The following is a 22,387-nucleotide window of genomic DNA, read 5'->3' as shown; positions in this document are numbered from 1 at the left end:
AACGCCCAGAAAAACAGGGATAAATCCATGCGCCAACTGATTGCCGCCCCACTTGCCGCCGCTCTTGCGTTCACGTCACCACAGGCGGCGCAGGCGGCGGACATCCGGCTGGCCGATGACCCTGAATACGGCTGTCTTGTCACGCTGGACGGGGTCATCGCGCCTGGCGACACCGATGCCATGCTGGCGGTGATGAAACGGGCCTCGACGGAATCGCGCTATGCCGACACCATCTGGTACAGCGATGAGGACGGCGACCAAGGCCCCTACATCGACTTAAAGACACCGCTCAATCTGTGTCTCGACAGCCCGGGCGGCGCCCTGCAAGAGGCGGTCGCACTGACGCAGGCGGTGCATGGCAGGCTGGGCACGATGATCCGCCCCGGCGCGCGCTGCGAAAGCGCCTGCGCGCTGGTCTTTATGGCCGGCTCCTACGACACCGGCAGCGACATCGGCACCGTCACCAGCCGCCACTTGCACGTCGACGGGCGTCTTGGCTTTCACGCACCCAGCCTGACCGTGCCGGACGGCAATTACAGCGCCGAAACCGTCGCCAAGGCCTATCAGGTCTCTGTCGAAGCGACGGCTCTGATCTTCCGCAATCTGGTCGCCTTCCGCTTTCCGCCGTCGCTTGCCGCCAAAATGCACCAAACCCCGCCGCAGGACATGTTCCACATCTCTACCGTGCAAGAGGCCGCCCGCTGGGGGATTTCCGTGATCGGGATCGACCCGCCCTCACAAGTATCGGACCCGGTGATCAAAACCGCCTGCGCCAACCTGTACCGCGCCACGATGGACCTGCAGACCAGCAATCCGGACGTCTGGCACCTCAGCGGCGATCCCAACAACCGGGTCAACCGCGACACCGACACCTTCAGCTATCAGGGTTTCGGCATGGAGGCGGTCGGCACCTGTCAGGGCCGCTTTATCAACCGATCGGACGAGTACAACATCGCCCGCAATTTCTGGGGACCGGCCCGCGCGGTGCAGGCCTCTGTCTGGGGTGAGGGATCGTTTCCCGACGCCGAACCACCGCTGTTCTTTTCCCTGATGCAGAACTACATGGCCTATCCGCCAGAGATCCCGCTGATCGCCCTGCCCCGCAATGGACAGACCTTCACCATCGACCGCCCCGGCACCTGCTTTGTCTACAACCGCGACGACGCGCTGACCGATCAAGAGCCCTGCACACAGTCGCGCAGCGTTCTGGCCGATGGCACGCTGCAGGCCGTCCATCACTGGCCGTCGGGCGCGCGCACGGTGGTCGAAACCGCAGGATTGGTGGATCGGATCAACGGGGCCGCGACCGGCAGCTGGTACTGGCCCGATCCGCGCCCCAAAGGGGCAGAGGACCGGTGCCCGCGCAGCGAATCGTCCGGCAACACCTTCTGCTTTCACCCCGACTAGGGGCGACCCATCAGGCCTCCAGCACGGCATCCCAATAGAGAAAGTCCAGCCAGCTGTCGTGCAGGTGGTTGGGTGGGAACCGCCGCCCCATGTTCAACAGTTCTCCGGCGGACGGCTGGCGCGGCGGCTTGCGCAACGCCATGCCCACCTGCCGCAGGCTCTTGGACCCTTTGCGCAGGTTGCACGGCGCACAGGCCGCCACCACGTTTTCCCAGCTGGTGATTCCCCCCGCCGCGCGCGGAATCACATGGTCAAAGGTCAATTCAGCCTTGGCCCCGCAATACTGACAGTGAAATTCGTCCCTCAGAAAAAGATTGAAGCGCGTGAATGCCACGCGCTTCTGAGGTTTGACGAAATCTTTCAGCACCACCACGCTGGGGATCCTGATCGACATACTCGGACTGCGCACCACCTCTTCGTATTCGGCAACGATATCGACCCGGTCCAGAAACGCCGCCTTGATGGCATCCTGCCATGTCCACAGGCTGAGCGGATAGTAGGACAGCGGCCGATAGTCCGCGTTCAGCACCAGCGCAGGATGATGCTTGAGTGCGCCCGGTTCGCGCACGAAATTGGTTCTGAACTCGCTATTCATGAGAGACTCGCCCTCTGCCCGGTCTGCTGTTCATCAAGCGCCAGAGCGGGGAACCCGCCCCAGCTTGAAAACACTATATCTCGCGTTTGCGCTCTGGCAAGTCCCGCAAGATGAAGTGGTCAGACAGAGGCTTAGCCTGCTTAGGTAAACGGCATGTGACAAACGGGATTGCGATACACACAAGCAGAACAGATGATCAGCCCGGCACAAGATCGTAATGCCGGATCAGCCGGTGTTCGACGAGCGCGTCTTCCGCCGGGTCCACATGCGCCGTGGTGTAATCCTCACCGACAAAGGACTTGAGCGCATCCAGATCGCGCCAGATCATCACAAAGGCAAACGCGCGCGGACTCTCGGGCCGCGCGGCGCCGGGAAAAACATCCACGATCCCCTCTGTCCCTTTCATCAGGGGAATCGCCACTTCGTGAAAGAATTTGCTGAATTCCGCCTCTTTGCCGGGGCGCGTTACAACCTGAAAGATACGCATGATCATGGTAGGGCCTCCCGCGTGACGGGCCGGAACACCCCGGCCCCTGCCCCATCATACCACATCGCCCGCACTCAGGTCCGCAGGCCCGTGGGCGAGGGCTGCGGAGTTTCGGACACCCACAAATCCTGTTGCCCAGCCATTCCCAGCACATCGGCCATTTCGATCGTCATGTCTTGAACATGCAGCCCCACATAGCCCGATGAGGCCGCGAGCAGCGCAACAGGCTTCGGCCCCTCCGCCCTTGGGTCCGCCATCGGTCAGGTCGGCCCATTGGTTTTTTGCAGTGCGGCAAGCCGGGCGCGCCCCGCCTGTTCTATGGTCTGCTTCCGGGCCAAAGGGCTCAGGCGGGAAGAGCATCAGCCCTGTGCATGGGCCATCGTCGATCGGGCAACGACAGATGGGGCAAGGCTCAAGCGGGGATGGGACTAGAAAAAGGGCGAAAAATCGCGACGCCGGACAAGGGAACTCGCCGGTCGGTGTAACAAGGATTTGCTCCGCGCCCAGTAAGGAATGCACACGCGCGCAAACCTTGCCAAAGGGTAAATCCGTCTCTGCAAGCCGTTGAAGACGTTACGTCAACTTTGCCGCCACATGTGGACAGCCCCGGATCAGAACCCGCATTTGTCCCGCAAAAAGGCCAGCGCCACACCCAGCCCATCGGGCGCGATGCCATGCGCGGTGCCCTCCATGACGTGGGCAAAAACTTCCTTGAAGCCCGCCTCCTGCAACGCCTCCGCCGCCTGCGGCAGCGATTGCACCGGCACCACATCGTCCTGATCGCCATGGATCAACAGGATCGGCGGCTTGCTCTGCACCTCATCCGCCAGCAGCTCCGGCGCCAGCAGCCGACCCGAAAACCCGACGATCCCCGCCAGCTCCTCTTCGCGGCGCGGCCCGACATGCAGGCTCATCATCGTGCCCTGCGAAAAGCCCAGCAGCGCGACCTGTTCGGGCAACAGATCCTCATCCACCATCAACGCGTCCAGAAAGGCGTTCAGATCATCCACCGCGCGCGCCATGCCCGCCATCGATTCCTCTTCGGATGAGCCATCGATCCACGGGATCGGAAACCACTGAAACCCCATCGGCGCCCCGGCACAGGCCTCGGGCGCGTCAGGCGACACAAACAGCGTATCCGGCAGGTGCTCGCCCAACGGGTCGGCCAACCCCAGCAGGTCCGCCCCATTGGCACCATAGCCGTGCAGAAAGACGACGCAGGACCGCATCTCTCCTGAAACCGGCTCTTTCCGGCCTGTCTGCAATACCCGTGTCACGCAATACCCTCCCGGCTTTTTTCAACGTGGTAGTAGGCCCAGAGCGCCCGCGCCGCAACCGATCTCCACGGGCTCCACGCCTCGGCCATCTGTCGCAACGCCTTTTCCTTGGGTCGGTCAGGCAAATCGAACAGCAGCCGCGCCGCCTCTTGCAACGCAAGGTCGCCGGGGGCGAACACGTCAGCGCGACCCAGGCTGAACATGACATAGATTTCGGCGGTCCAGACGCCGATCCCCTTGACTGCTACCAGCGTTTTGATGACCTCTTCAGTGGGCATCGCGCGCAAGCCGTCAAAATCAATGCCCGCCCCGGCCAGCGCCTGCGCATAGGTGGCCTTTTGGCGGCTGAGACCAAATGCGCGCAACCCGTCATGATCGGTTGCACGGATCGCCTCAGCCGTGACCATGCCTGCCCCCTCCAGCTTGGCCCAGATCGCGCGCGCCGAGGCAACGCTGACCTGCTGGCTGACAATGGCGCTGAACAACTGGCCAAAACCGTCTTCACGCAATCGCAACGGCAGCGGGCCGGTCTGCGCCAACGCCACAGCAAAGCGCGGCTCGCAGGTCACAAGCCACGCCGCCCCTTCGGCCACGCAGGCCTCACCGCGAATTATCCGCCCTATACGGGATGGGCACTCAGCCATGTCAGGGCCTCCTTGACGGTTGAAACACGCGGCCCGCAAGGTCGACGTGGGCGATCGATCATAGCAACAGGCAGGCGCTGGGCCCGCGCGGCGGCCAGCTTGGGCCAACCGCCTGCCCCGCCTGCATTGCTGACCAACAGCCAGTCAATCCGTTCCTTGCGCAACAGCCGCACCTCGTCGGTGACCGTAAACGGGCCCCGCCCGAACAGAAAACGCCCCTTGCGCAACGGCAGCGTGCCGGACGCCTCACCGATCCGGCGCATCAGCACCTCTGCGCGCAACGCGCGCAACTCGGTCAAGGCTTCGCCCCCGGTGGCGACAAACACCCGCGCCCCCTCAGGGATCACAGCGGCCGCCTGCCGCGCCTCACGCAACTGCACCCACAAATCGCGCCGTGTCGCGCGCCACGGCGGACGCACCAGTTGCAGATGGCCCAAGCCCAGGTCTCGTGCCGCCTTGACCGCCGCACCAGCGGTTCCAATGTCACAAGGATGCGCCGCCTCGACCACCACTCGCGCCCCGGCGTCCAGCAGTTCATCCGGCGTGATGGCCCCCACATCAACGGGACAGGGCCAGCGCCGCGCCACGCGCTCTGCAACGGGCAAGATCACCCGCACGCCCGGCACTGCCCTGGCCAGCAAAAACGCCTCGATCGAGCCGCCGATGATCACGATCCCATTCATCCCCAACTCTTAGAACAGCACCGATCAAAGCGAAACCTCAGCCCACGCCCCTCGGCTTCTTCTGTCTAAAAATATCCCGGGGGAGTCGACCGAAGGAAGACGGGGGCAGCGCCCCCAACCACATCCGACCGTAGGCGCGACACAAACGCTCTTGCTCCTGCCCGCGCCGCCGCTTACCCATCACATCATGACATCCGCACATGACGCCCCCGCCCGCCGCAACGTAGTCGTTCTTGTCCTCGCTCAGGCGATCCTGGGCGCGCAGATGCCGATGATCTTTACCATCGGCGGGCTGGCCGGACAGTCGCTGGCCTCCAACATCTGTTTTGCAACTCTGCCGATCTCTCTGATCGTGCTGGGCTCGATGCTGTCGGCGACGCCGGTGTCCTGGCTGATGCAGCAATACGGACGACGCGCCGGGTTCTTTGTCGGCGCAGGCGCAGGCGCGCTTGGCGGGGCGGTCGGGGCCTACGGGCTCTACCTGGCTTCCTTCCCGATCTTCCTGCTGGGGTCGCTGATCACCGGCACCTATATGTCAGCGCAGGGCTTTTACCGCTTTGCCGCCGCTGACACCGCGTCGGACGAATTCCGCCCCAAGGCGATTTCCTACGTCATGGCGGGCGGCCTAGCCTCCGCCATCATTGGCCCGCAACTGGTCAAGGCGACGTCAGATGCCTTTGTCGTGCCCTTCCTTGGCACCTATGCGGCGGTGATCGCGCTCAACCTGCTGGGCGCGCTGCTGTTTCTCTTCCTCAAGATCCCGCGCCCGCCGCGCCCGGCAGAGGACGCGCCCAAGGGTCGCACCCGAATGCAATTGCTGGCCACGCCGCGCATCGCCGTCGCGGTGATCTGCGCCACTGTCTCCTACGCGCTGATGAACCTTGTCATGACCTCCACCCCTCTGGCCGTAGTCGGCTGCGGGTTTGAGACGAACGATGCCGCCAATGTCGTCACCGCGCACGTTCTGGCGATGTTCGCCCCCAGCTTTTTCACCGGACACCTGATCGCCCGCTTCGGAGTTGAAAAGATCATGGCCACGGGTTTGGTGATCCTTGCGGGGGCAGGCATTGTCGGCCTCTCGGGCGTCGAATTGGAACAGTTCTTTGTCGCGCTGGTGCTGTTGGGGCTGGGCTGGAACTTTGGCTTTATCGGCGCCACCACAATGCTGGCCGGCGCGCATGAACCGCATGAGCGTGGCCGGATGCAAGGATTGAATGACCTCATCGTCTTTGGCGGCGTGACCTTTGCCTCCCTCTCCTCCGGTGGATTGATGAACTGCTCTGGCGGAACACCGCAGCAGGGTTGGACGGCGGTGAACCTGGCCATGGCACCCTTCCTTGTGCTGGCTGGCGGCGCACTGATCTGGTTGGTGCTGCGGCCACGCGATGAGGTTGGCGCGGAGGGATAACTGCCCCGTCCCGGGCCTGACCTAAGAGACCTGCAGCCTTACCCCGACAGGCTCAACCCAGCAGCAGCGCCCAGCGGCGTCTGAACTCGCTGAGCGCAAGGCGGCCCTCGGCCACCGCCCCCGGATCCCGTGCAACGACCTGCAACAGGGGTCGCGCCAACGCAAACTCCCGCAGCGCCGCGCCCGCCGGACCAAAGGACCGCCGCAGCGCCCGCAGGCTGCGCGGCATCTCAGTCAGGCGCGCCTGTGCCAACCGCGCCAGCGCTTCTGGCCGACCGTCCGGCAAGGGCAGCTTACCGCGCGCCTCCAGTTCCGGCACCGCCTGAAGATACCGCACCAGAGCCGCACCACGCGCAATCGGCAGGACCGAGTCCGCCCGCTCACGCGGGGCTCCCAGTGCGACCAGTGCGGCCACGGCAATTCCGCCAGACGTCTTGTCGAGATAGTCCAACAAGGCCGCCTCATCGGCAAAGGGCGCGCGGTCCAGATCGGCCTCCCGCGCATCTATCGTCGCCTGCAACGGGACCACATCCACACCGGCCAGTGCCTGCGCCAGAGGTGTCACCACCTCATGCCGCCGCACAAATCCGCCCGAGGCCATCTCACCCAGCGCATCGTGCCACCATTGCAGCCGCATCCGCGCGATCATCGGTTCCTGCGTCACCCATGGCGCGCGCGACACTTCGACATTGAAGGCATACAGCGGAAACAGCACCGCGCGCGCCGACACCGGCGACGCCATCGCCGCGGCAAACCGCTCCGGATCACCTCGCTCGACAATCTGCGCACAGGCGTACAGGTCGCTGCCCGGTTCAAAATTCATGACAGCCGCCGCGCGACGCTGAGCAGATAACCGGTCTGGCTTCGCACAGCGCGCCAATCCTGTGCTTCCTTGGCGCACATATCCAACATCTCTGTCAGGCCCTGATCGCCCTTTGCGCGCAACATAGCGATGCGCGCCTCCATCGGCTGATAATAGGCCTCCCAGCCCGCGTCGGAGACATCCCGGGCGCCAAGGGTCTCAAATCCCGCCGCCGTCACAGCCGCAGCGATGCCCGCCCGGTCACGGGTCGGATACCCGTCCCAAAAGGCGCGCGCCTCTGGGCCGGGCGTTTCGGTAAAGTAACACGGCTCGGAAAACGCCAGCACGCCGCCCGCTTTCAGCGCGCGGCGCATGATCTGCAACCCCTGATCCAAACCAAGGAAATACAACGCTCCCGCACACCAGATCATGTCAAACGGGGCTTGCGGCAGGTCGGCAATCTGCGCCAGATCGGCCTGCTGGACAGCGACATTCGGCGCACCGGAAAAACGCGCAGTCATCTGCGCGACAAACGCCGTCTGTTTATCAAAAGCCAGCACCTGCGCGCCCGGCACGGCCTGTGCCAAAGCATCCACATCCGCCCCTGGCCCGGCCGCCGCATCGCAGATCACCGCCCCCTCGGCCAACCCCGCCAGATCCGTGGCCCAGATCACATCCCCTGACGTACCTGGACCTTCACGCGGCAGGTCTTTGTGGACCTCGAAAAACGTTCTCCAGTCCATCAGGCAGCCCCTGTCTCACCGTCGCGCACCAGCTTCCAGCGCACCGCGTCCAGCAGCGCCTCGAACGAGGCATCCACGATGTTGGCACTGACACCGACGGTGGCCCACCGACGCCCCTGCCCATCCTCACTGTCGATGATGACGCGCGTCACCGCCTCCGTGCCGCCCTGCGTGATGCGCACCTTGAAGTCGACCAATCGCATGTCGTCGATCGCCTCTTGGTAACGGCCCAGATCCTTTGCCAATGCCTTGGACAGCGCGTTGACCGGGCCGCGGTCATTGCCCGCCTCGTCCATCGATTCCGACACAGACAGCTTCTTTTCGCCGTCTACCTTCACGACAACCACCGCCTCGGACAGGGACACCATCTTGTTGTACTTGTTCTTGCGCCGCTCGACCGTCACCCGGTAGCGTTTGACCTCAAAAAACTCGGGCAGCAGTCCCAGTTCATCCCGCGCCAGCAGCTCAAAACTGGCCTGCGCGGTGTCATAGGAATACCCCTCACTCTCTAATTCCTTGACGCGGTCAAGGATACGGGCAAGCGCCGGCTCGCTCTTGTCGACCTCCAGCCCCATCTCGCCCAGCCGCCTGCGCAGGTTCGACTGCCCCGCCTGATTGGACATCGGCACCACGCGGCGGTTGCCCATCAGCGCGGGGTCGACATGCTCATAGGTCGTTGGATCCTTGAGGATCGCGCTGGCGTGCAGCCCAGCCTTATGTGCAAAAGCCGAGGCCCCAACATAGGCAACTTGCTTTTGCGGCACCCGGTTCAGGATGTCGTCCAGCATCCGGCTGGTGCGGGTCAACCCGGCCAGCGCCTCATCGGTGACGCCAATCTCGAACTTATCCTTATAGGGCGCTTTCAACAGCAAGGTCGGGATCAGCGCCGTCAGATTGGCATTGCCACAGCGTTCGCCCAACCCGTTCAGCGTGCCCTGAACCTGCCGCGCGCCGGCCATGATAGCCGCCAAAGACCCGGCCACTGCTGTTTCAGTGTCGTTATGGGTGTGGATGCCCAATCGGTCCCCCGGCACCCCATTTTCAATCACATCGCGCACAATCTGCCCGATTTCATGCGGCAAAGTCCCGCCATTGGTATCACACAGCACGATCCAACGCGCACCCGCCTCCAAAGCGGCGCGCAGGCAGTCCAGCGCATAGGGCGCATTCGCCTTGTAGCCGTCAAAGAAATGCTCGGCATCAAACAGCGCCTCGCGCCCCTGCCCCACAAGATGTGAGACCGACGCGGCGATATTGGCGATGTTCTCTTCCAGCGTGATCCCCAGCGCCGTGGTGACGTGGAAATCATGGGTCTTGCCCACCAAGCAGACCGCAGCCGTGCCGGCGTTCAACACGGCGGCCAACACCTCATCATTGGCGGCAGAGCGCCCGGCCCGCTTGGTCATCCCAAAGGCAGTCAAAGTGGCACGGGTCTTGGGCACCTCGTCGAAAAAGGCGCTGTCGGTCGGGTTCGCCCCTGGCCAGCCGCCCTCGATATAATCAATGCCAAGCGCATCCAGCGCCGCCGCGATCCGCAGCTTCTCAGCAGTCGAAAACTGCACGCCCTGCGTCTGCTGCCCGTCACGCAATGTGGTGTCGTAGAGGGAGAGTCGTTCTTTTCCCATCACCACGCCCCTGCCTTCTTTTGTCCAAAAACATCCCGGGGAGCGCGAGGGGCTGGCCCCTCGCACCCGTCCATTGCCGCGACCGAACCGCTCATTCCAATGACTCCAACTTGGCCGCATCAAACCCTGCGCCCGGCACCAGTTCCACGCCCGCCTTGGACATGCGCACCTCGACCCCTGTTGCGATCAGCGCGGCTTTCAACTTGTCGACCTCGGAGAAATCCTTGGTCTTCATGGCCTCTGATCGAGCCTGGAACAGCTTACTTTCAAAACTCTCTAACAATAGTGAGACCGCCGCTTTGTCGACAGCACCACCAAAAATCCAAGATCCCATCGTTGAGTTGTCTTCTAGAAGCCCAAGCAGGCCTGCAGAAGCAGTAAACTGATCGACATCGCCTTGAGGAACCTCTGAACGCTGAGTCCGATTGAGCTTGTCTGCAAGGCTATGCAGTTCTGCTATTGCTTTCGGGGTATTCAAGTCATCCTTCAAAGCTGCCAGAACATCAGGGCTAACGTCATTGGTCGCACGCGCACCGACAGCAAGGCCGCGCCACTTGCGCAGTATGGCTTCAGCCTCACGCGCCTTCTCCGCCGTCCAGTCCATCGGTTTGCGGTAATGCGTCGACAACATCACAAACCGGATCACCTCTCCAGGAATGCCCTGATCAAGCAAATCCCGCACCGTAAAGAAGTTGCCCAAAGACTTGGACATCTTCTTGCCCTCGACCTGCAGCATTTCGTTGTGCAGCCAGACGCGCGCGAAATCCCCCTCAGGGTGCGCGCATTTCGACTGGGCGATCTCATTCTCATGGTGCGGAAAGGTCAGGTCATTGCCGCCGCCGTGAATGTCAAAACTCTCACCCAACAGCGCGTGGCTCATCGCAGAGCATTCGATATGCCACCCCGGTCGTCCACGCCCCCAGGGAGACTCCCATCCCGGCAAGTCGTCCGTAGACGGCTTCCACAAGACAAAGTCCATCGGATTTTTCTTGTAAGGTGCTACCTCGACCCGGGCACCGGCGATCATGTCCTCGACCGACCGGCCAGACAGCGCGCCATAGCCTGCGTAACTCTCGACCGAGAACAGCACATGGCCCTCCGCCGCATAGGCGTGGCCGAGCGCGATCAGGGTCTCGATCATGGCGACCATCTCACCGATATAACCGGTGGCGCGCGGTTCGTGATCCGGTCGCAACGCGCCCAAGGCGTCCATGTCGGCGTGATACCAACCAATCGTCTCATCCGACCGTTCGCGTACCAAATCCTCCAAAGACCCGGCCGCCCCCGCCTCTTTACGTTTCAGCGCGGTGGCGTTGATCTTGTCGTCCACGTCGGTGAAGTTGCGCACATAGGTGACGTGATCGGCACCGTAGACGTGACGCAGCAAGCGGTAGAGAACGTCGAACACCAGCACGGGCCGCGCGTTACCCAGATGGGCGCGGTCATAGACCGTTGGGCCGCAGAGATACATCCGCACGTTCGTCCGGTCGATCGGCCGGAAGATTTCCTTCTTCCGGGTCCGGGAATTGGTAAAGCGAATGTCCATAGCCTCGTCCTTCGCAAATGTTGCGGCGGGCCTAGCAACTCTCATGATGGATTGGAATAGAGGACCGTCCCGCCGTTGGCCGGGGGAAACCCGACCGATGTCAGCAGATAATACAGCAGGGTGTGTGTGCGGCGGTCGTCATGGCGCGGTGATAGCAGACCAGAGGCAGGACGCCAAGCCCCGCCTCTCGGCCACCATTGGGATCAGTCGTAGCAGACCATCTCATATTCCACCGCATCCGGCCCGTCGAAATAAAACCGGCGGCCCGGCTCATAGTCCGCATGGTTGTGGGTCTCATACCCCAGATCACGCACCCGCGCCTCTACCGCGTCCAGATCGTTCACCACGATGCCGATATGATTCAACCCGGCACTGTTGACGTAGCGCGGTCCGGCAGGGGCCACTATCGTCTTCGGCGAATACAGCGCCAGATAGCTGTCCGCCTCTCCCACATGCACAGAATACCCGCCATTGAGAGAGTCTCCCTCCCAACGGATCTGCCAGCCCAGAAGCCGGGTCAGGAACGCCGCCGTCGCCTTGGCGTCTGGGACGGTGATGTTGACGTGTTCCAATCGTGCCATTGCTGCACCTCTTGTTCTTGTTGAAGATGGCGACAGGATCACACTTCAAGTATACTTTAGGTCAATGACAATAAATTACGGATTATCAGAGGGATGAAAAAACATGGTCTGACGATCGGGGATATCTCGGCACGCACCGGGCTGGCCCCCTCCGCCATCCGCCACTACGAATCCGAATCATTGGTCTTTCCCGACCGCAACGAAGGCGGGCAGCGGCGTTATCAACGGGCCGATGTCCGGCGGCTGTCGTTTGTGATGATCGCGCAGCAACTTGGATTTACTCTTGCTGAAATCCGGACCGAACTGTCGACCCTGCCGCTGGACCGCGCACCGACCAAGGCGGACTGGACCCGGATCTCGCGCCGCTTCGGGCAGGTGCTGGATGCGCGCATCGACCGCATGACCGCTCTGCGAGAGCGGCTGGCCAGTTGCATCGGCTGCGGTTGCCTATCCTTGCAAAGCTGCCAGCTTTACAACCCAGAGGACCGCGCCGCCCGCGCAGGGGCTGGCCCACGCTACCTGATGGGGGATCGGCCGCTGGACGAATAGCCGCGTGCAGGCCATGCTCTCTGTATGAGCCGGGACATCGTCAACGACATTTGCCGGAGCTTGCCCGGCGCAGACTGGTCCGACCCATGGGGCGGCGGCCATGACGCGTGGAAGGTGGGCGGCAAGATGTTCGCCTGCATCGGCAGCATGGGCGGCGGCGTTTCGGTCAAAACCCCGTCGATCGCAGATGCCCAACTGCTGATCGACATGCAGCGCGCCGCCCGCGCGCCCTATTTCCACCGCTCATGGGTGCAGGTGGATTGGAACGCCATCCCCCCAGAGGAACTGCGTGACCGGATCGAAACCTCCTACCAGATCGTCCTTTCCAACCTCACCAAGAAAGCGCAGCGCGCTGTCTCGGGCCACTAACCTAAACGCGCGCGCCCCTTCCCGGAGTGTCTGTTTGCTGGTGAGCCTTGAAGCGTAATACCTCGCCGAAACGGCCCGCCAATCGCCCGACCAAAGGCCGCAGGCCGCCGGACGGATAAATCAGCGCGCGCGTCAGCGCGCTCCGCCGGATCACGCCCACGGCACGCGGGCCGCTACTGGTCGCGCGCCGCCTCCAGCGCGCGATACGCTGCCACGTTACGGTTATGCTCATCCAGCGTGACGGCAAAGTTATGCCCATCCGCAGGGTTCAGCGTCTTGGCCACGAAATAGATGTAGTCCGTGTTCGCCGGGTCCAGCGCTGCCTCAATACTGGCGCGGCCGGGGTTGGCGATGGGTGTCGGCGGCAACCCGTTGATCACATAGGTGTTCCACGGCGTTTCCCTACGCAGTTCGGACTGCCGTAGTCCCCGACCCAACACGCCCTGCCCTTCAGTCACGCCATAAATCACCGTCGGGTCGGTTTGCAGGCGCATGCCCTTTTCCAGACGGTTCACAAAGACGCTGGCCACCTCGCGCCGCTCTTGCGGACCACCGGTTTCCTTTTCGATGATCGAGGCAAGGATCAGCGCCTCTTCCGGGCTTTCCAATGGCAGGCCAGATGCGCGGTTTGACCACGCCTGAGCAAGGATCACCTCCTGCGCCTGCTGCATCCGTGCGATGACATCGGCGCGGCTGTCGCCTTGCCCGATCTCATAACTGTCGGGGGCCAGACTGCCTTCTGGCGGCACGTCCACCGCGCCCTCCAGAACGTCGATCTGTTTCAACTCCTCGACCACCTGCCAGCTGGTCACACCCTCGGCCAGAGCCACGCGGTAGCGCGTGTCGCCCGCTTGCTTGACGCGGGTGTACACCTCGGGGATATCCCCCTCACCGGGGTCAAAGCTGGCGCGTTCCTCATAGCGGCCCGTCGCCGGGTCGATCTCACGCACCTGCACCGTGGCGCGCGTGACCCCGATCCGGTACACCACCTCTGTCCCACAGGTCGAGGCCCCGCCACGCGTGACGATATCGGTGATCTCGGTCATCGAGGCGTGTTCCGGCACCAGATAGCTGCCCGCTTTCAACTCTTGCGCCCTATCGGTGTAATCCGCGCCTAGGCGAAAGATCATCGCACTAGACACCGCGCCCTGCTCTGACAGGTCTTCCGACACCGCGCGCATATTGGTGCCGCGCGGCACCTCAAGGCAGATCGGCGCGTCAAGCGGCCCTTCGGCCGAATACTCGGACTGGCCCCAGATCAGGACGCCGCCGAAAAGGAACAGCGCGACAACCAGAAAGGTCAGCGCGTTCGAGGCGATACTGCGCCACATGTGGATTTACTCCGGTTTGCCGAAGATCACGCTGGCGTTGGTACCGCCAAAGCCGAAAGAGTTCGACAAAGCATAGGTGATCTCGCGTTCGCGTTTGGCGTTGGGCGCAAGGTCGATGGGTGTTTCGACCGCCGGATTGTCCAGATTGATGGTCGGCGGGGCCACTTGATCGCGGATTGCGAGGATCGAAAAGATCGCCTCGATCGCGCCCGCCGCGCCCAGCAGATGCCCGGTCGCCGATTTGGTCGAGGACATGGTGGCCTTGGACACCGCATCGCCCAACATACGCTCTACCGCGCCCAGTTCGATGGTGTCCGCCATGGTCGAGGTGCCATGCGCGTTGATATAGTCCAGCGCATCCGGCGTCAGGCCCGCATCCTTGAGCGCGGCCCGCATCGACCGCTCGCCGCCGTCCCCGTCTGACGAGGGCGCGGTGATATGATAGGCGTCGCCCGACAACCCGTAGCCGCAAACCTCGGCGTAGATCCTAGCACCGCGCGCCTTGGCGTGTTCGTATTCTTCCAGCACCACGACGCCCGCGCCTTCGCCCATGACAAATCCGTCGCGGTCAGCATCATAGGGACGGCTGGCCTTTTGCGGATCATCGCCGCGTTTGGTCGACAGCGCCTTGCAGGCGTTGAACCCGGCGATGCCGATCTCTGAAATGGCCGCCTCTGCACCGCCCGCAATCATCACGTCGGCGTCGCCGTATTTGATCAGTCGCGCCGCATCGCCGATGGCATGCGCGCCGGTGGAACACGCGGTCACAACCGCGTGGTTCGGCCCCTTGAAGCCGTAGCGGATCGACACATTGCCGGAAATCAAGTTGATCAGCGCGCCGGGGATAAAGAACGGCGACACGCGGCGCGGACCCTTGTCACGGATCAACAGCGCGGTTTCCGCGATGGAATTCAGACCACCGATACCCGACCCGATCATGACGCCGGTGCGCAGGCGGTCCTCTTCGTCCTCAGGCGTCCAGCCTGCATCCTGGACCGCCTGTTCGGCGGCCGCGATGCCAAAGCGGATGAACTCATCCACCTTGCGCTGTTCTTTCTTGTCCATGTAGTCATCGGCATTAAAGGTGCCGTCAGTGCCGTCGCCATAGGGCACTTCACAGGCATAGGTCGTGGCCAGATGGCTGGCGTCGAACTTGGTGATCGTGCCCGCGCCGGACTGTCCGTCCAGCAACCGCGACCATGTTTCTTCCACTCCGGAGGCCAGTGGCGTGACCAGCCCCAGCCCGGTGACAACTACGCGACGTGTCATGCGCCTGCCCTTTTCGGTTCGCTCTTTCCTTCGCTCTTACCGCGCCTTGACACATGGGGGCAAGTGCAGCGGGCCGCGTGATCGCCGCCTGTCAGCCGGTCAAAGCGGGATTTCGCGGACCAAGCCCGCGTCCTCTGCCACGGGGCCAGCGGCCGGGGACGGTGGGCGGGGCGATTTTCGGCATAGCCGAAAGAGCGCCGTACCCGTCCTTCAGGCCCAGTCGCTGCCCAGATCGGCGCGTGCCCGCGTGACCCAGTGATCCTGCAGCCAATCGCAAGGCTTAGCATGGCGGATCACCGACCCACTATAACCGGCGATGGCCTCTGGCATCTTGGGATGCCCGTGAAAACAGACAACCCGGGCATCTGCGGGCAAGCGCGGCGCGCGCAAATAGTTACCCGGGAACGGGTTGCAATCATACTTGAACGAGACGACCCAAGGGTCTGGAATATAGGTAAAAACATCCCGCCCCATCGCCTTGTGCGAGGTATAGCGCTGCTCTGACCCGCGCGCCTCTTCGACCTCTGCATAGGGGTTGGCAGCCAGATCCTCGTAGAGAAACCCATGAAGCGCCGGATCAAAGCGGAACACCGATCCATGCCCAGTTGGCCGCCCCTTGCGCTTTTCGGTCCAGTCGTGGCGCATCGCCACCGTGCCGGGCGCAAGGTCGTGGATCTCGTCCAGCGACCCGGTGATCACCACGTCCAGATCAAAGCCCAGCACCGGCCCCTCAAGGTCTGGCACCAGATCGGGCCGGAATAGCGAAGTCTTGCGCATTGCGCCCTGGCGGTTGGCCACCGCAAGGGCTGCGTTCATCGGCTCTGCAAAGGGCTCTACCGGCAGGTCCAACACCTCGATGTCCGGGTGAAACCCTGCGCTGTCCTCGGTCATGCAAAGAAACCGCACCGGGCGCGACAGGTTCCGTCGCACCCCCGAATACAGCCGGTTGACGTATTCGGGACCAAACAGCGTCCCCCATTTGATGCACATGACGTTGATCGGTGACATCGCGCACCCCTGCGTTTGCTGTTGCGCGGCAGATAACAACGCAGGCCCCGAAATACCAGCGCTTGATACCGGTGACTGACACCGGCGCTTGCAGCGGAGGCGCGCCGCGTCTAATGTCGATCCAGACCCAACTGGACGGAGGACAAGATGGAGATTGCATCACCCCTCCGGGCCGCGCGCTGACCAACAGCTCGCCGCCCGTGCACGCACACCGGGCCGCTGACAGCGGGTCCATTTGCATGTCTGAACGGGATTTATCACATTGACAGATGAAACACTGACCGGCCTTGGATGGTCGGACCATTTTGCACGACAACTGACGCCAGAGGATACGGGCCTGACCCCTGCCCGGATCGCCGAGGTTCACCGCGACCGGCTGCGCGCCGTGACCCTTGCGGGTCAGGCTGACCTGTTGCCGTCAGAATCCACTGGAACCTATGTTGTGGGCGATTGGGTTCTGAGCGACGCCACCCACGCGGTGCGACGGTTGACCCCGACCGGCGACATCACCCGCCGGGCCGCCGGACGCGACGTCAGGATTCAGCGCATCGCAGCAAACGTCGACACGCTGGGCATCGTCACCAGTTGCAACGCGGATTTCAACGTGGCGCGGCTGGAACGCTATCTGGCTCTGGCGCATTCCGGCGGCTGCCTGCCGCTTATCGTGCTGACCAAACCCGATATGGCCGAAGACGCGGACACCTACCTGCGACAGACGCAGCGCCTGTCGCCGCTGGTTACCGCGATCAGCCTGAACGCCCGCGATCCCGAAGAGGTCGCCCGCCTGACGCCTTGGTGTAAGAACGGTCAAACGCTCGCGCTTGTCGGCTCATCCGGCGTGGGCAAGACCACCTTGCGCAATGCGTTGACAGGTGGGGACGCCGCCACACGCGGCATCCGCGAGGATGATGCCAGAGGCCGCCACACCACAACAAACCGCAGCCTTGCGCCGACGCTGGCGGGCGGTTGGCTGATCGATACGCCGGGAATGCGCGAATTGCAGTTGGCCGATGTGGGCGACGGCATCAGCGCGGTCTTTGACGACATTGAGGAACTGGCGTTGACCTGCCGTTTCCGAAATTGCGCACATGAAGGCGAACCGGGCTGCGCCGTGCAAGCCGCCATTACCGCCGGAGATCTGGACGCCGACCGCCTGACCCGCTGGGGAAAACTGCTGCGCGAGGATCGTCACAACTCTGAATCGGTGGCCGAAGCGCGCGCGCGCGGCAAAGCGTTCAACCGGGTCGTGAAAGAGGCCGTGTCCAAGAGCAAGCGCAAGCGGACCCCCGGCGACACCGCCTGACAGACACGGATGCGGACAGGGGCCACCCTGTCCGCACTTGATGGGAAAGTAGCATTGTCCTGTGGTGGCTGGCATCCACGGCCCGGCCAAGACAGCTCCCTGGCATACTAGGCACTCATCCACCGGGCACGTCTTGCCTTCAACGCCCCGGTGCGTGTCGACAAACCCTCATCCCGATGGCCGCTTGAACAATCAGCCCATCCGGGCGCGTGTTTCGTCCTGAGCCAATACGACGACTTTCCATTGCGAAGGCGCGAATGCCGCCAAGGAGCGGACACATCCTCATATCCGTCCGATTGAGTCGAAAATGCCGGCCTCAGGCGTATTTTTCGATGAAGGCATCGATGTTCAGATCGCGAATGTCCGGCAATGCAGCCCTATATTTTTCGCGCGACCAGTCCCAGATCGCAATTTCCTGAAGCGCCTCTGACTGAGCAGCGTCAAATCGATGCTTGATGACCCGGGCCGGGACGCCGCCAACAACAGTATAAGGTGCCACATCGCGGGTCACGACGGCACCAGCGCCAACCACGGCACCGTCACCGATGGTTACGCCTGCCGTGACCGTGACACCGTGCCCGATCCAGACGTCATGCCCGATGGTCACATGATCGGCCCTGCGCCAGCCAAAGAACTCGGTATCGTCTTCGCCCAAACCATAGGCTTCGGCTCGGTAGACCGAATGATGCTGAATGGCGCGCCATGTGGGGTGGTTCCCCGGATTGATCCGGGCTGCATTGGCAATCGAACACATCTTGCCGATGGTCGTCCACACCACGTTGCAATCTTGGGTGATATAGGACCAATCCCCCATCGTGGATTCACGCATTTGCGTGCCCCGCCCGACTTCAGTCCAAGCACCCAGCGTGCAATCCACAACGCTGGCCTCGGGGTGGATGGTGGCGACTTCAGAGAGGCGTTTCATGTCGACACCTTGGTCATTGCGGCTCTTTCCGATCGGACCTCAACGATCGCATCACAGAGATATGTCATAGAAAAACCAATCATTTTGTAAGCGACTGCGCGCCAATCATCCGGCTGCGGATCAAGCCCGAAAGCCAATCGATCAAGTAGACCATTGCGATGATGAGGAAGATAATGGACCACGCTTCGTCCCATTTGTAGGCGGCGATGCGATCGGACAGCAGGAAACCGATGCCCCCGGCACCGACGATACCAAGGATGGTGCCGGACCGGACGTTGGATTCAAAGTTGTACAGCAGGATTGACAGCAGTACCGGATTGACCTGCGGGCCGATGCCAAAGCGGATCTGTTGCAGACGCGAGCCGCCCGATGCCTTGACCCCGTCAACCGGCTTGGACGAGGTATTTTCGATCGCTTCGGAGAACAGCTTGGCAAAGGTGCCGATCTCGCTGACGGCGATGGCCAGGATACCGGCCAGCGGCCCCAGACCAAAGGCGCGGATAAAGATCAAGGCAAGGATCAGGGTCTCGATGGCGCGTATGACGTCGTAGCCGCGCCGCGTCGACAACCGCAGGAAGTTCAGCCGATTGATATTCTTGGCACCCAGGAACGACAGCGGGAAGGCAAAGACCGCGCCCAGCAGCGTGCCCAGAAAGGCGATAGCCAAGGTTTCGCCCAATCCGTTGAGAACATCCGCGAACGGTTCCCATTCCGTCCAGATATGGGGCGGGAACATAAAGCTGGCAACAGTGCCAAAGCGGGCAAGCCCCTCCCAGATGCGCGCGGGCGTGATGTTGAAGTCGTACAGACACCAGCAGAACAACCCGATGAAAAAACTCCACAGGACGTAGCGACGCAAGCGAACCGGCAGTGGGTCGCGAAAGGCCAGCGGCACGCGGGCGCGGGCGGCGTCGATCTGGTCAGTGGTCAGGCTCATGGCCGTGCCTCCATGCCAATGACCCGGTGGCGCAGCTTTTCCGAGCCGTAGTCGATCACCATCACGGTCACAAAGATGATGATGAACAGCGCCGAGAGGTCGGTGTATTCTTGAAAGCTCATCGCGGTGCGGAACTCTTGGCCCAAACCGCCCGCGCCGACGTAGCCGATGATCGACGAGGCGCGCACGTTGATTTCAAACCGCAGCAACGTGTAGCTGATGATGTTGGGTAGTACCTGCGGCACCGCGCCATAACGGATTTGGTCAAACCATGTTCCACCAGCCGCCTTGACGCCCTCCAGTGGGCGCATGTCGATGTTTTCGTTCACTTCCGAATAGAGTTTCCCCAGCGCGCCGGTGGTGTGAAGGCCGATGGCCATGACCCCGGCCATGGGGCCGACGGAAAAGCAGAAGACGAAGATCAGCGCCCAGACCAGTTCCGGCACCGTGCGCGCGATCTCCAGATAGCGGCGGGTGAGGAACAAAACCCATTTGTTGGGGCTCAGGTTGCGGGCGGCGGGAAACGATAGGACAAACCCACCGACGACACCCAGCGCGGTCGCCATGAATGCAATCTGGATGGTCTCGACGAGCAGGACAAGCCAAGTTTTCCAGCGCCAGAACCAGTTGGCCAGATCCGCACCCAGGCTGTCCCAGCTTAGCGATGGGATCATTTTTACAATAAATTCACCCAGTCGTGGCAGCCCGGCGGGGATGATCCAGCGCCATTCACGCGATCCATCCGGCATGGTCACTTGGGCAACCTTGAAGAAATCGCCGATCCAGGCGGTGAAGGCAAAGACGATCATGAAGATCACTGTGCCGATCAGCCAGGCGCGCTGCGCCCGGCGGCGCTGGTCGGCGTAGGCGTTCTCGAAACGCGCAATCGTGCCGTCGCCGCGTGCGGATTCGGCGTGAAAGTCGGATGTTGCGGTCATGGTCCGCTCCGGTCGGAGAAAAATCGGGGTGGGCTATTTGCCCACCCTTTTCAGCGCGGTGCCGGACGGGCAGCAAGCCCGCCCGGCATTGGGATCACGAACCCGAGCGGCGGTGGTCTTTGATCCAGTCGCGCATGTCGACAATCCACTGATAGCGGTCATGGTCGACGCGGACAAAACCGTTTTCAGGATTTGCGTCTTCGGGATTAAACGAGGAATACAGCTTGTAGCCTTCCGGGTCATTTTTCGGAAAGCTTTCAATGGCGGCGGTGACTTCTTCGATCATGTCCGCGGGCAGGTTGCCATTGAACGTCCAAGGACCAGAAGTGATTTCCGGGCTTTCCCAGATCTTGCAGATCAGGCCGGGCTCGATCATGCCCTTGTCTTCCATGCGCTGGTAAATGCCCGAGACGTCGTTGTCCTGATAGGTCGCGGCGGTATCGAAGGTGCCGTTCACCACACCAGTGACGCCCGCCTCATGGCTACCGGAAAAGACGACGCTTTTGAAATGTTCTTCGGGCTTGAAGCCTTCACGCTCGACCATGTTGAAGTAGGGCACGGCATAGCCCGAAGTGCTGTCAGGATCGGCAAAGGCGTGGATCTTGCCCTTGGCATCTTCAAGGTTCTTGATGCCGCTGTCGCAACGCGTCAGAACGACCGAGTAATAGCCAGTGCTGCCGTCCTTGGCGACGCTGGTCAGCGTCGGGATGATATTACCGTCTGTCGCCGTGTAGGCCGCAGCGTAGGCGGACGACCCAAGGCGCGCGACCTCGATCTGGTTGGCGGCCATGGCCTGGATCACGCCGTCATAGTTGCCAGCGGTGAAGATCTCGACAGAAACGCCCAGCGTTTCTTCCAGATAGGCGCGCAGTGGCTCATTGCGCATCAGGCGGTCTTTTTCGTTTTCGCTGGACAGGATGCCGAATTTCACGACCTGATAGTCGTCTTTCCAGCCTTGGGCCAAAGCTGGCGCGGCGATCAGTGCAGCAAGTGCGGTGGCGGTAATGAAACGCATGGTTGTATCCCCTTGGTTGCGTTGTCGTTGAGTCAGCTGGGCACAAACACCCTGCCGGTTGCCCGGGCAGAGGTAGAGGTGACCGCTTCGTTGAATTCCATCAGCCCTTCGATGCCGTAGATGTCGCGCACCACGTCATCGGTCAGCTGATTGGGAGTGCCGTCGAACATCACGCGGCCCGCCCGCATGGCGATGATGCGGTCGCAATAGGCGCGTGCGGTGTCCAGTGTGTGCAAGTTGACCAACACGGTCAGACCGTCTTCGCTGTTGATCCGCTTCAGCCCGTCCATGACTCGGGTGGCATTGGCCGGGTCGAGCGAGGCAATCGGCTCATCCGCCAGCATGATTTTAGGTTGTTGCACTAGCGCCTTGGCGATGGCCACACGTTGTTGCTGGCCACCGGAAAGTGTGCCTGCGCGTTGCAGTGCCTGCGGTACAAGGTCGAGCCGGTCCAGCGCCTCGATGGCCATGGTTCGCTCGGCGTCGGAGAACGACATGGCCATGGATGACAGGAACCCGTGTTCGGCCAGCCGCCCGATCAGCACGTTGGTCAGCACGTCCAGCCGGTCGACAAGGTTGAACTGCTGAAAAATCATTGCGCAATCGCGTCGCCAATTGCGCAAGGCGCGTCCCCTGAGCGCCGTGATCTCGACCCCGTCAAAGGAAATCGACCCCGAAGTGGGGTCGACAAGACGGTTGATCAAACGCAGCATGGTGGACTTTCCCGCTCCGGACCGCCCGATGACACCGACAAACTCACCTGGATTGATATCCAGCGTAGCGTTGTCCACGGCGGTGGTGGTGCCGAATTCTCTGGACAGATTCTTCAGGCTTAGCGTCGCGGTCATGGTCGTGGCCCCCTTCGCCCGACTTTATCGGGCCAATCATCCGGATGAATGTGTTTGGGGCTTTCGTATCTGGTGTGCGTAACAAGTCCACAAACCG

At 62.3% G+C, this 22,387-nt stretch carries 24 protein-coding genes; 5 read left to right on the top strand and 19 right to left on the bottom strand.

What is annotated here, in order from left to right:
- The first annotated feature begins 27 nt into the window (after positions 1-27).
- A complete protein-coding gene (locus ANTHELSMS3_RS14500) occupies positions 28-1,407 on the top strand; it encodes a hypothetical protein (RefSeq protein WP_157733519.1) in 1,380 nt (459 codons plus the stop codon).
- 10 nt (positions 1,408-1,417) lie between these two features.
- Here ANTHELSMS3_RS14500 and ANTHELSMS3_RS14495 read toward each other — a convergent pair whose 3' ends face one another.
- The 6 genes from ANTHELSMS3_RS14495 to ANTHELSMS3_RS14470 all read right to left on the bottom strand — a co-directional run bounded on the left by ANTHELSMS3_RS14495 (position 1,418) and on the right by ANTHELSMS3_RS14470 (position 5,093).
- Positions 1,418-2,002: an HNH endonuclease gene (locus ANTHELSMS3_RS14495; protein ID WP_094035492.1), complete on the bottom strand. Its 585-nt coding sequence runs from the start codon at positions 2,000-2,002 to the stop codon at positions 1,418-1,420.
- Between the two features lie 196 nt (positions 2,003-2,198).
- Positions 2,199-2,495, bottom strand: a complete 297-nt coding sequence (locus ANTHELSMS3_RS14490; protein WP_094035491.1) for a putative quinol monooxygenase — start codon at positions 2,493-2,495, stop codon at positions 2,199-2,201.
- Positions 2,496-2,563: 68 nt separating this feature from the next.
- Entirely contained in the window at positions 2,564-2,746 is a 183-nt protein-coding gene (locus ANTHELSMS3_RS14485) for a hypothetical protein (RefSeq protein WP_094035490.1), read from the bottom strand.
- A gap of 354 nt (positions 2,747-3,100) precedes the next feature.
- On the bottom strand, positions 3,101-3,766 hold the full coding sequence (locus tag ANTHELSMS3_RS14480) for an alpha/beta hydrolase (RefSeq protein ID WP_094035489.1): 666 nt from the start codon (positions 3,764-3,766) through the stop codon (positions 3,101-3,103).
- Complete coding sequence (locus tag ANTHELSMS3_RS14475; protein WP_094035488.1) at positions 3,763-4,410, bottom strand: DNA-3-methyladenine glycosylase family protein; 648 nt, start codon at positions 4,408-4,410, stop codon at positions 3,763-3,765. The genes ANTHELSMS3_RS14480 and ANTHELSMS3_RS14475 overlap by 4 nt, the downstream gene beginning before the upstream one ends.
- The gene (locus ANTHELSMS3_RS14470; RefSeq protein ID WP_094035487.1) at positions 4,386-5,093 is read right to left on the bottom strand and encodes a precorrin-6A/cobalt-precorrin-6A reductase; all 708 of its coding nucleotides are present in this window, start codon (positions 5,091-5,093) and stop codon (positions 4,386-4,388) included. Before ANTHELSMS3_RS14470 ends, ANTHELSMS3_RS14475 begins: the two co-directional genes overlap by 25 nt.
- 187 nt (positions 5,094-5,280) lie before the next feature.
- Here ANTHELSMS3_RS14470 and ANTHELSMS3_RS14465 point away from each other — a divergent pair, with 187 nt between their 5' ends.
- Positions 5,281-6,501, top strand: coding sequence for an MFS transporter (locus ANTHELSMS3_RS14465; protein WP_094035486.1), 1,221 nt, complete (start codon positions 5,281-5,283; stop codon positions 6,499-6,501).
- A gap of 52 nt (positions 6,502-6,553) precedes the next feature.
- Here the strand turns inward: ANTHELSMS3_RS14465 and ANTHELSMS3_RS14460 are convergent, their stop codons facing one another.
- From ANTHELSMS3_RS14460 to ANTHELSMS3_RS14440, 5 genes are all read right to left on the bottom strand, one after another.
- Positions 6,554-7,324: a squalene/phytoene synthase family protein gene (locus tag ANTHELSMS3_RS14460; protein WP_094035485.1), complete on the bottom strand. Its 771-nt coding sequence runs from the start codon at positions 7,322-7,324 to the stop codon at positions 6,554-6,556.
- Positions 7,321-8,046 carry a class I SAM-dependent methyltransferase gene (locus tag ANTHELSMS3_RS14455; protein WP_094035484.1) on the bottom strand — a complete coding sequence of 242 codons (726 nt, stop codon included), beginning with the start codon at positions 8,044-8,046 and terminating at the stop codon, positions 7,321-7,323. The genes ANTHELSMS3_RS14460 and ANTHELSMS3_RS14455 overlap by 4 nt, the downstream gene beginning before the upstream one ends.
- Positions 8,046-9,671 carry a citramalate synthase gene (cimA, locus tag ANTHELSMS3_RS14450; protein WP_094035483.1) on the bottom strand — a complete coding sequence of 542 codons (1,626 nt, stop codon included), beginning with the start codon at positions 9,669-9,671 and terminating at the stop codon, positions 8,046-8,048. Before cimA ends, ANTHELSMS3_RS14455 begins: the two co-directional genes overlap by 1 nt.
- Before the next feature lie 91 nt (positions 9,672-9,762).
- Complete coding sequence (gene cysS, locus ANTHELSMS3_RS14445) at positions 9,763-11,217, bottom strand: cysteine--tRNA ligase (RefSeq protein WP_094035482.1); 1,455 nt, start codon at positions 11,215-11,217, stop codon at positions 9,763-9,765.
- Positions 11,218-11,420: 203 nt separating this feature from the next.
- Complete coding sequence (locus ANTHELSMS3_RS14440) at positions 11,421-11,798, bottom strand: VOC family protein (RefSeq protein ID WP_094035481.1); 378 nt, start codon at positions 11,796-11,798, stop codon at positions 11,421-11,423.
- 93 nt (positions 11,799-11,891) lie between these two features.
- Between ANTHELSMS3_RS14440 and soxR the strand changes: the two genes are divergently transcribed.
- Positions 11,892-12,347: a redox-sensitive transcriptional activator SoxR gene (soxR, locus tag ANTHELSMS3_RS14435; RefSeq protein WP_094035480.1), complete on the top strand. Its 456-nt coding sequence runs from the start codon at positions 11,892-11,894 to the stop codon at positions 12,345-12,347.
- A 24-nt stretch (positions 12,348-12,371) separates the two neighbouring features.
- Complete coding sequence (locus ANTHELSMS3_RS14430) at positions 12,372-12,716, top strand: MmcQ/YjbR family DNA-binding protein (protein ID WP_094035479.1); 345 nt, start codon at positions 12,372-12,374, stop codon at positions 12,714-12,716.
- Between the two features lie 173 nt (positions 12,717-12,889).
- On the opposite strand, the gene mltG is transcribed toward ANTHELSMS3_RS14430, so the two are convergent.
- From mltG to ANTHELSMS3_RS14415, 3 genes are all read right to left on the bottom strand, one after another.
- Complete coding sequence (gene mltG, locus ANTHELSMS3_RS14425; RefSeq protein ID WP_094035478.1) at positions 12,890-14,047, bottom strand: endolytic transglycosylase MltG; 1,158 nt, start codon at positions 14,045-14,047, stop codon at positions 12,890-12,892.
- 6 nt (positions 14,048-14,053) lie between these two features.
- Positions 14,054-15,316 carry a beta-ketoacyl-ACP synthase II gene (gene fabF, locus ANTHELSMS3_RS14420; protein WP_094035477.1) on the bottom strand — a complete coding sequence of 421 codons (1,263 nt, stop codon included), beginning with the start codon at positions 15,314-15,316 and terminating at the stop codon, positions 14,054-14,056.
- 210 nt (positions 15,317-15,526) lie between these two features.
- Positions 15,527-16,324, bottom strand: coding sequence for a glycosyl transferase (locus ANTHELSMS3_RS14415; protein WP_094035476.1), 798 nt, complete (start codon positions 16,322-16,324; stop codon positions 15,527-15,529).
- A gap of 262 nt (positions 16,325-16,586) precedes the next feature.
- Here ANTHELSMS3_RS14415 and rsgA point away from each other — a divergent pair, with 262 nt between their 5' ends.
- On the top strand, positions 16,587-17,627 hold the full coding sequence (gene rsgA, locus ANTHELSMS3_RS14410; protein ID WP_094035475.1) for a ribosome small subunit-dependent GTPase A: 1,041 nt from the start codon (positions 16,587-16,589) through the stop codon (positions 17,625-17,627).
- Positions 17,628-17,943: 316 nt separating this feature from the next.
- On the opposite strand, the gene ANTHELSMS3_RS14405 is transcribed toward rsgA, so the two are convergent.
- From ANTHELSMS3_RS14405 to phnC, 5 genes are all read right to left on the bottom strand, one after another.
- Positions 17,944-18,552: a DapH/DapD/GlmU-related protein gene (locus ANTHELSMS3_RS14405; RefSeq protein ID WP_094035474.1), complete on the bottom strand. Its 609-nt coding sequence runs from the start codon at positions 18,550-18,552 to the stop codon at positions 17,944-17,946.
- 79 nt (positions 18,553-18,631) lie between these two features.
- The gene (phnE, locus tag ANTHELSMS3_RS14400; RefSeq protein WP_094035473.1) at positions 18,632-19,489 is read right to left on the bottom strand and encodes a phosphonate ABC transporter, permease protein PhnE; all 858 of its coding nucleotides are present in this window, start codon (positions 19,487-19,489) and stop codon (positions 18,632-18,634) included.
- A complete protein-coding gene (gene phnE, locus ANTHELSMS3_RS14395; protein WP_094035472.1) occupies positions 19,486-20,427 on the bottom strand; it encodes a phosphonate ABC transporter, permease protein PhnE in 942 nt (313 codons plus the stop codon). Before phnE (ANTHELSMS3_RS14395) ends, phnE (ANTHELSMS3_RS14400) begins: the two co-directional genes overlap by 4 nt.
- A 94-nt stretch (positions 20,428-20,521) precedes the next feature.
- Positions 20,522-21,442, bottom strand: a complete 921-nt coding sequence (phnD, locus tag ANTHELSMS3_RS14390) for a phosphonate ABC transporter substrate-binding protein (protein ID WP_094035471.1) — start codon at positions 21,440-21,442, stop codon at positions 20,522-20,524.
- A gap of 32 nt (positions 21,443-21,474) precedes the next feature.
- Positions 21,475-22,290 carry a phosphonate ABC transporter ATP-binding protein gene (gene phnC / locus ANTHELSMS3_RS14385; RefSeq protein ID WP_094035470.1) on the bottom strand — a complete coding sequence of 272 codons (816 nt, stop codon included), beginning with the start codon at positions 22,288-22,290 and terminating at the stop codon, positions 21,475-21,477.
- Between the last annotated feature and the right edge of the window lie 97 nt (positions 22,291-22,387).

This window comes from Antarctobacter heliothermus (genome assembly GCF_002237555.1).
In the GTDB taxonomy this organism is placed as follows: Bacteria; Pseudomonadota; Alphaproteobacteria; order Rhodobacterales; family Rhodobacteraceae; genus Antarctobacter; species Antarctobacter heliothermus_B.
This window is presented reverse-complemented; position numbering and strand designations above follow the sequence as displayed.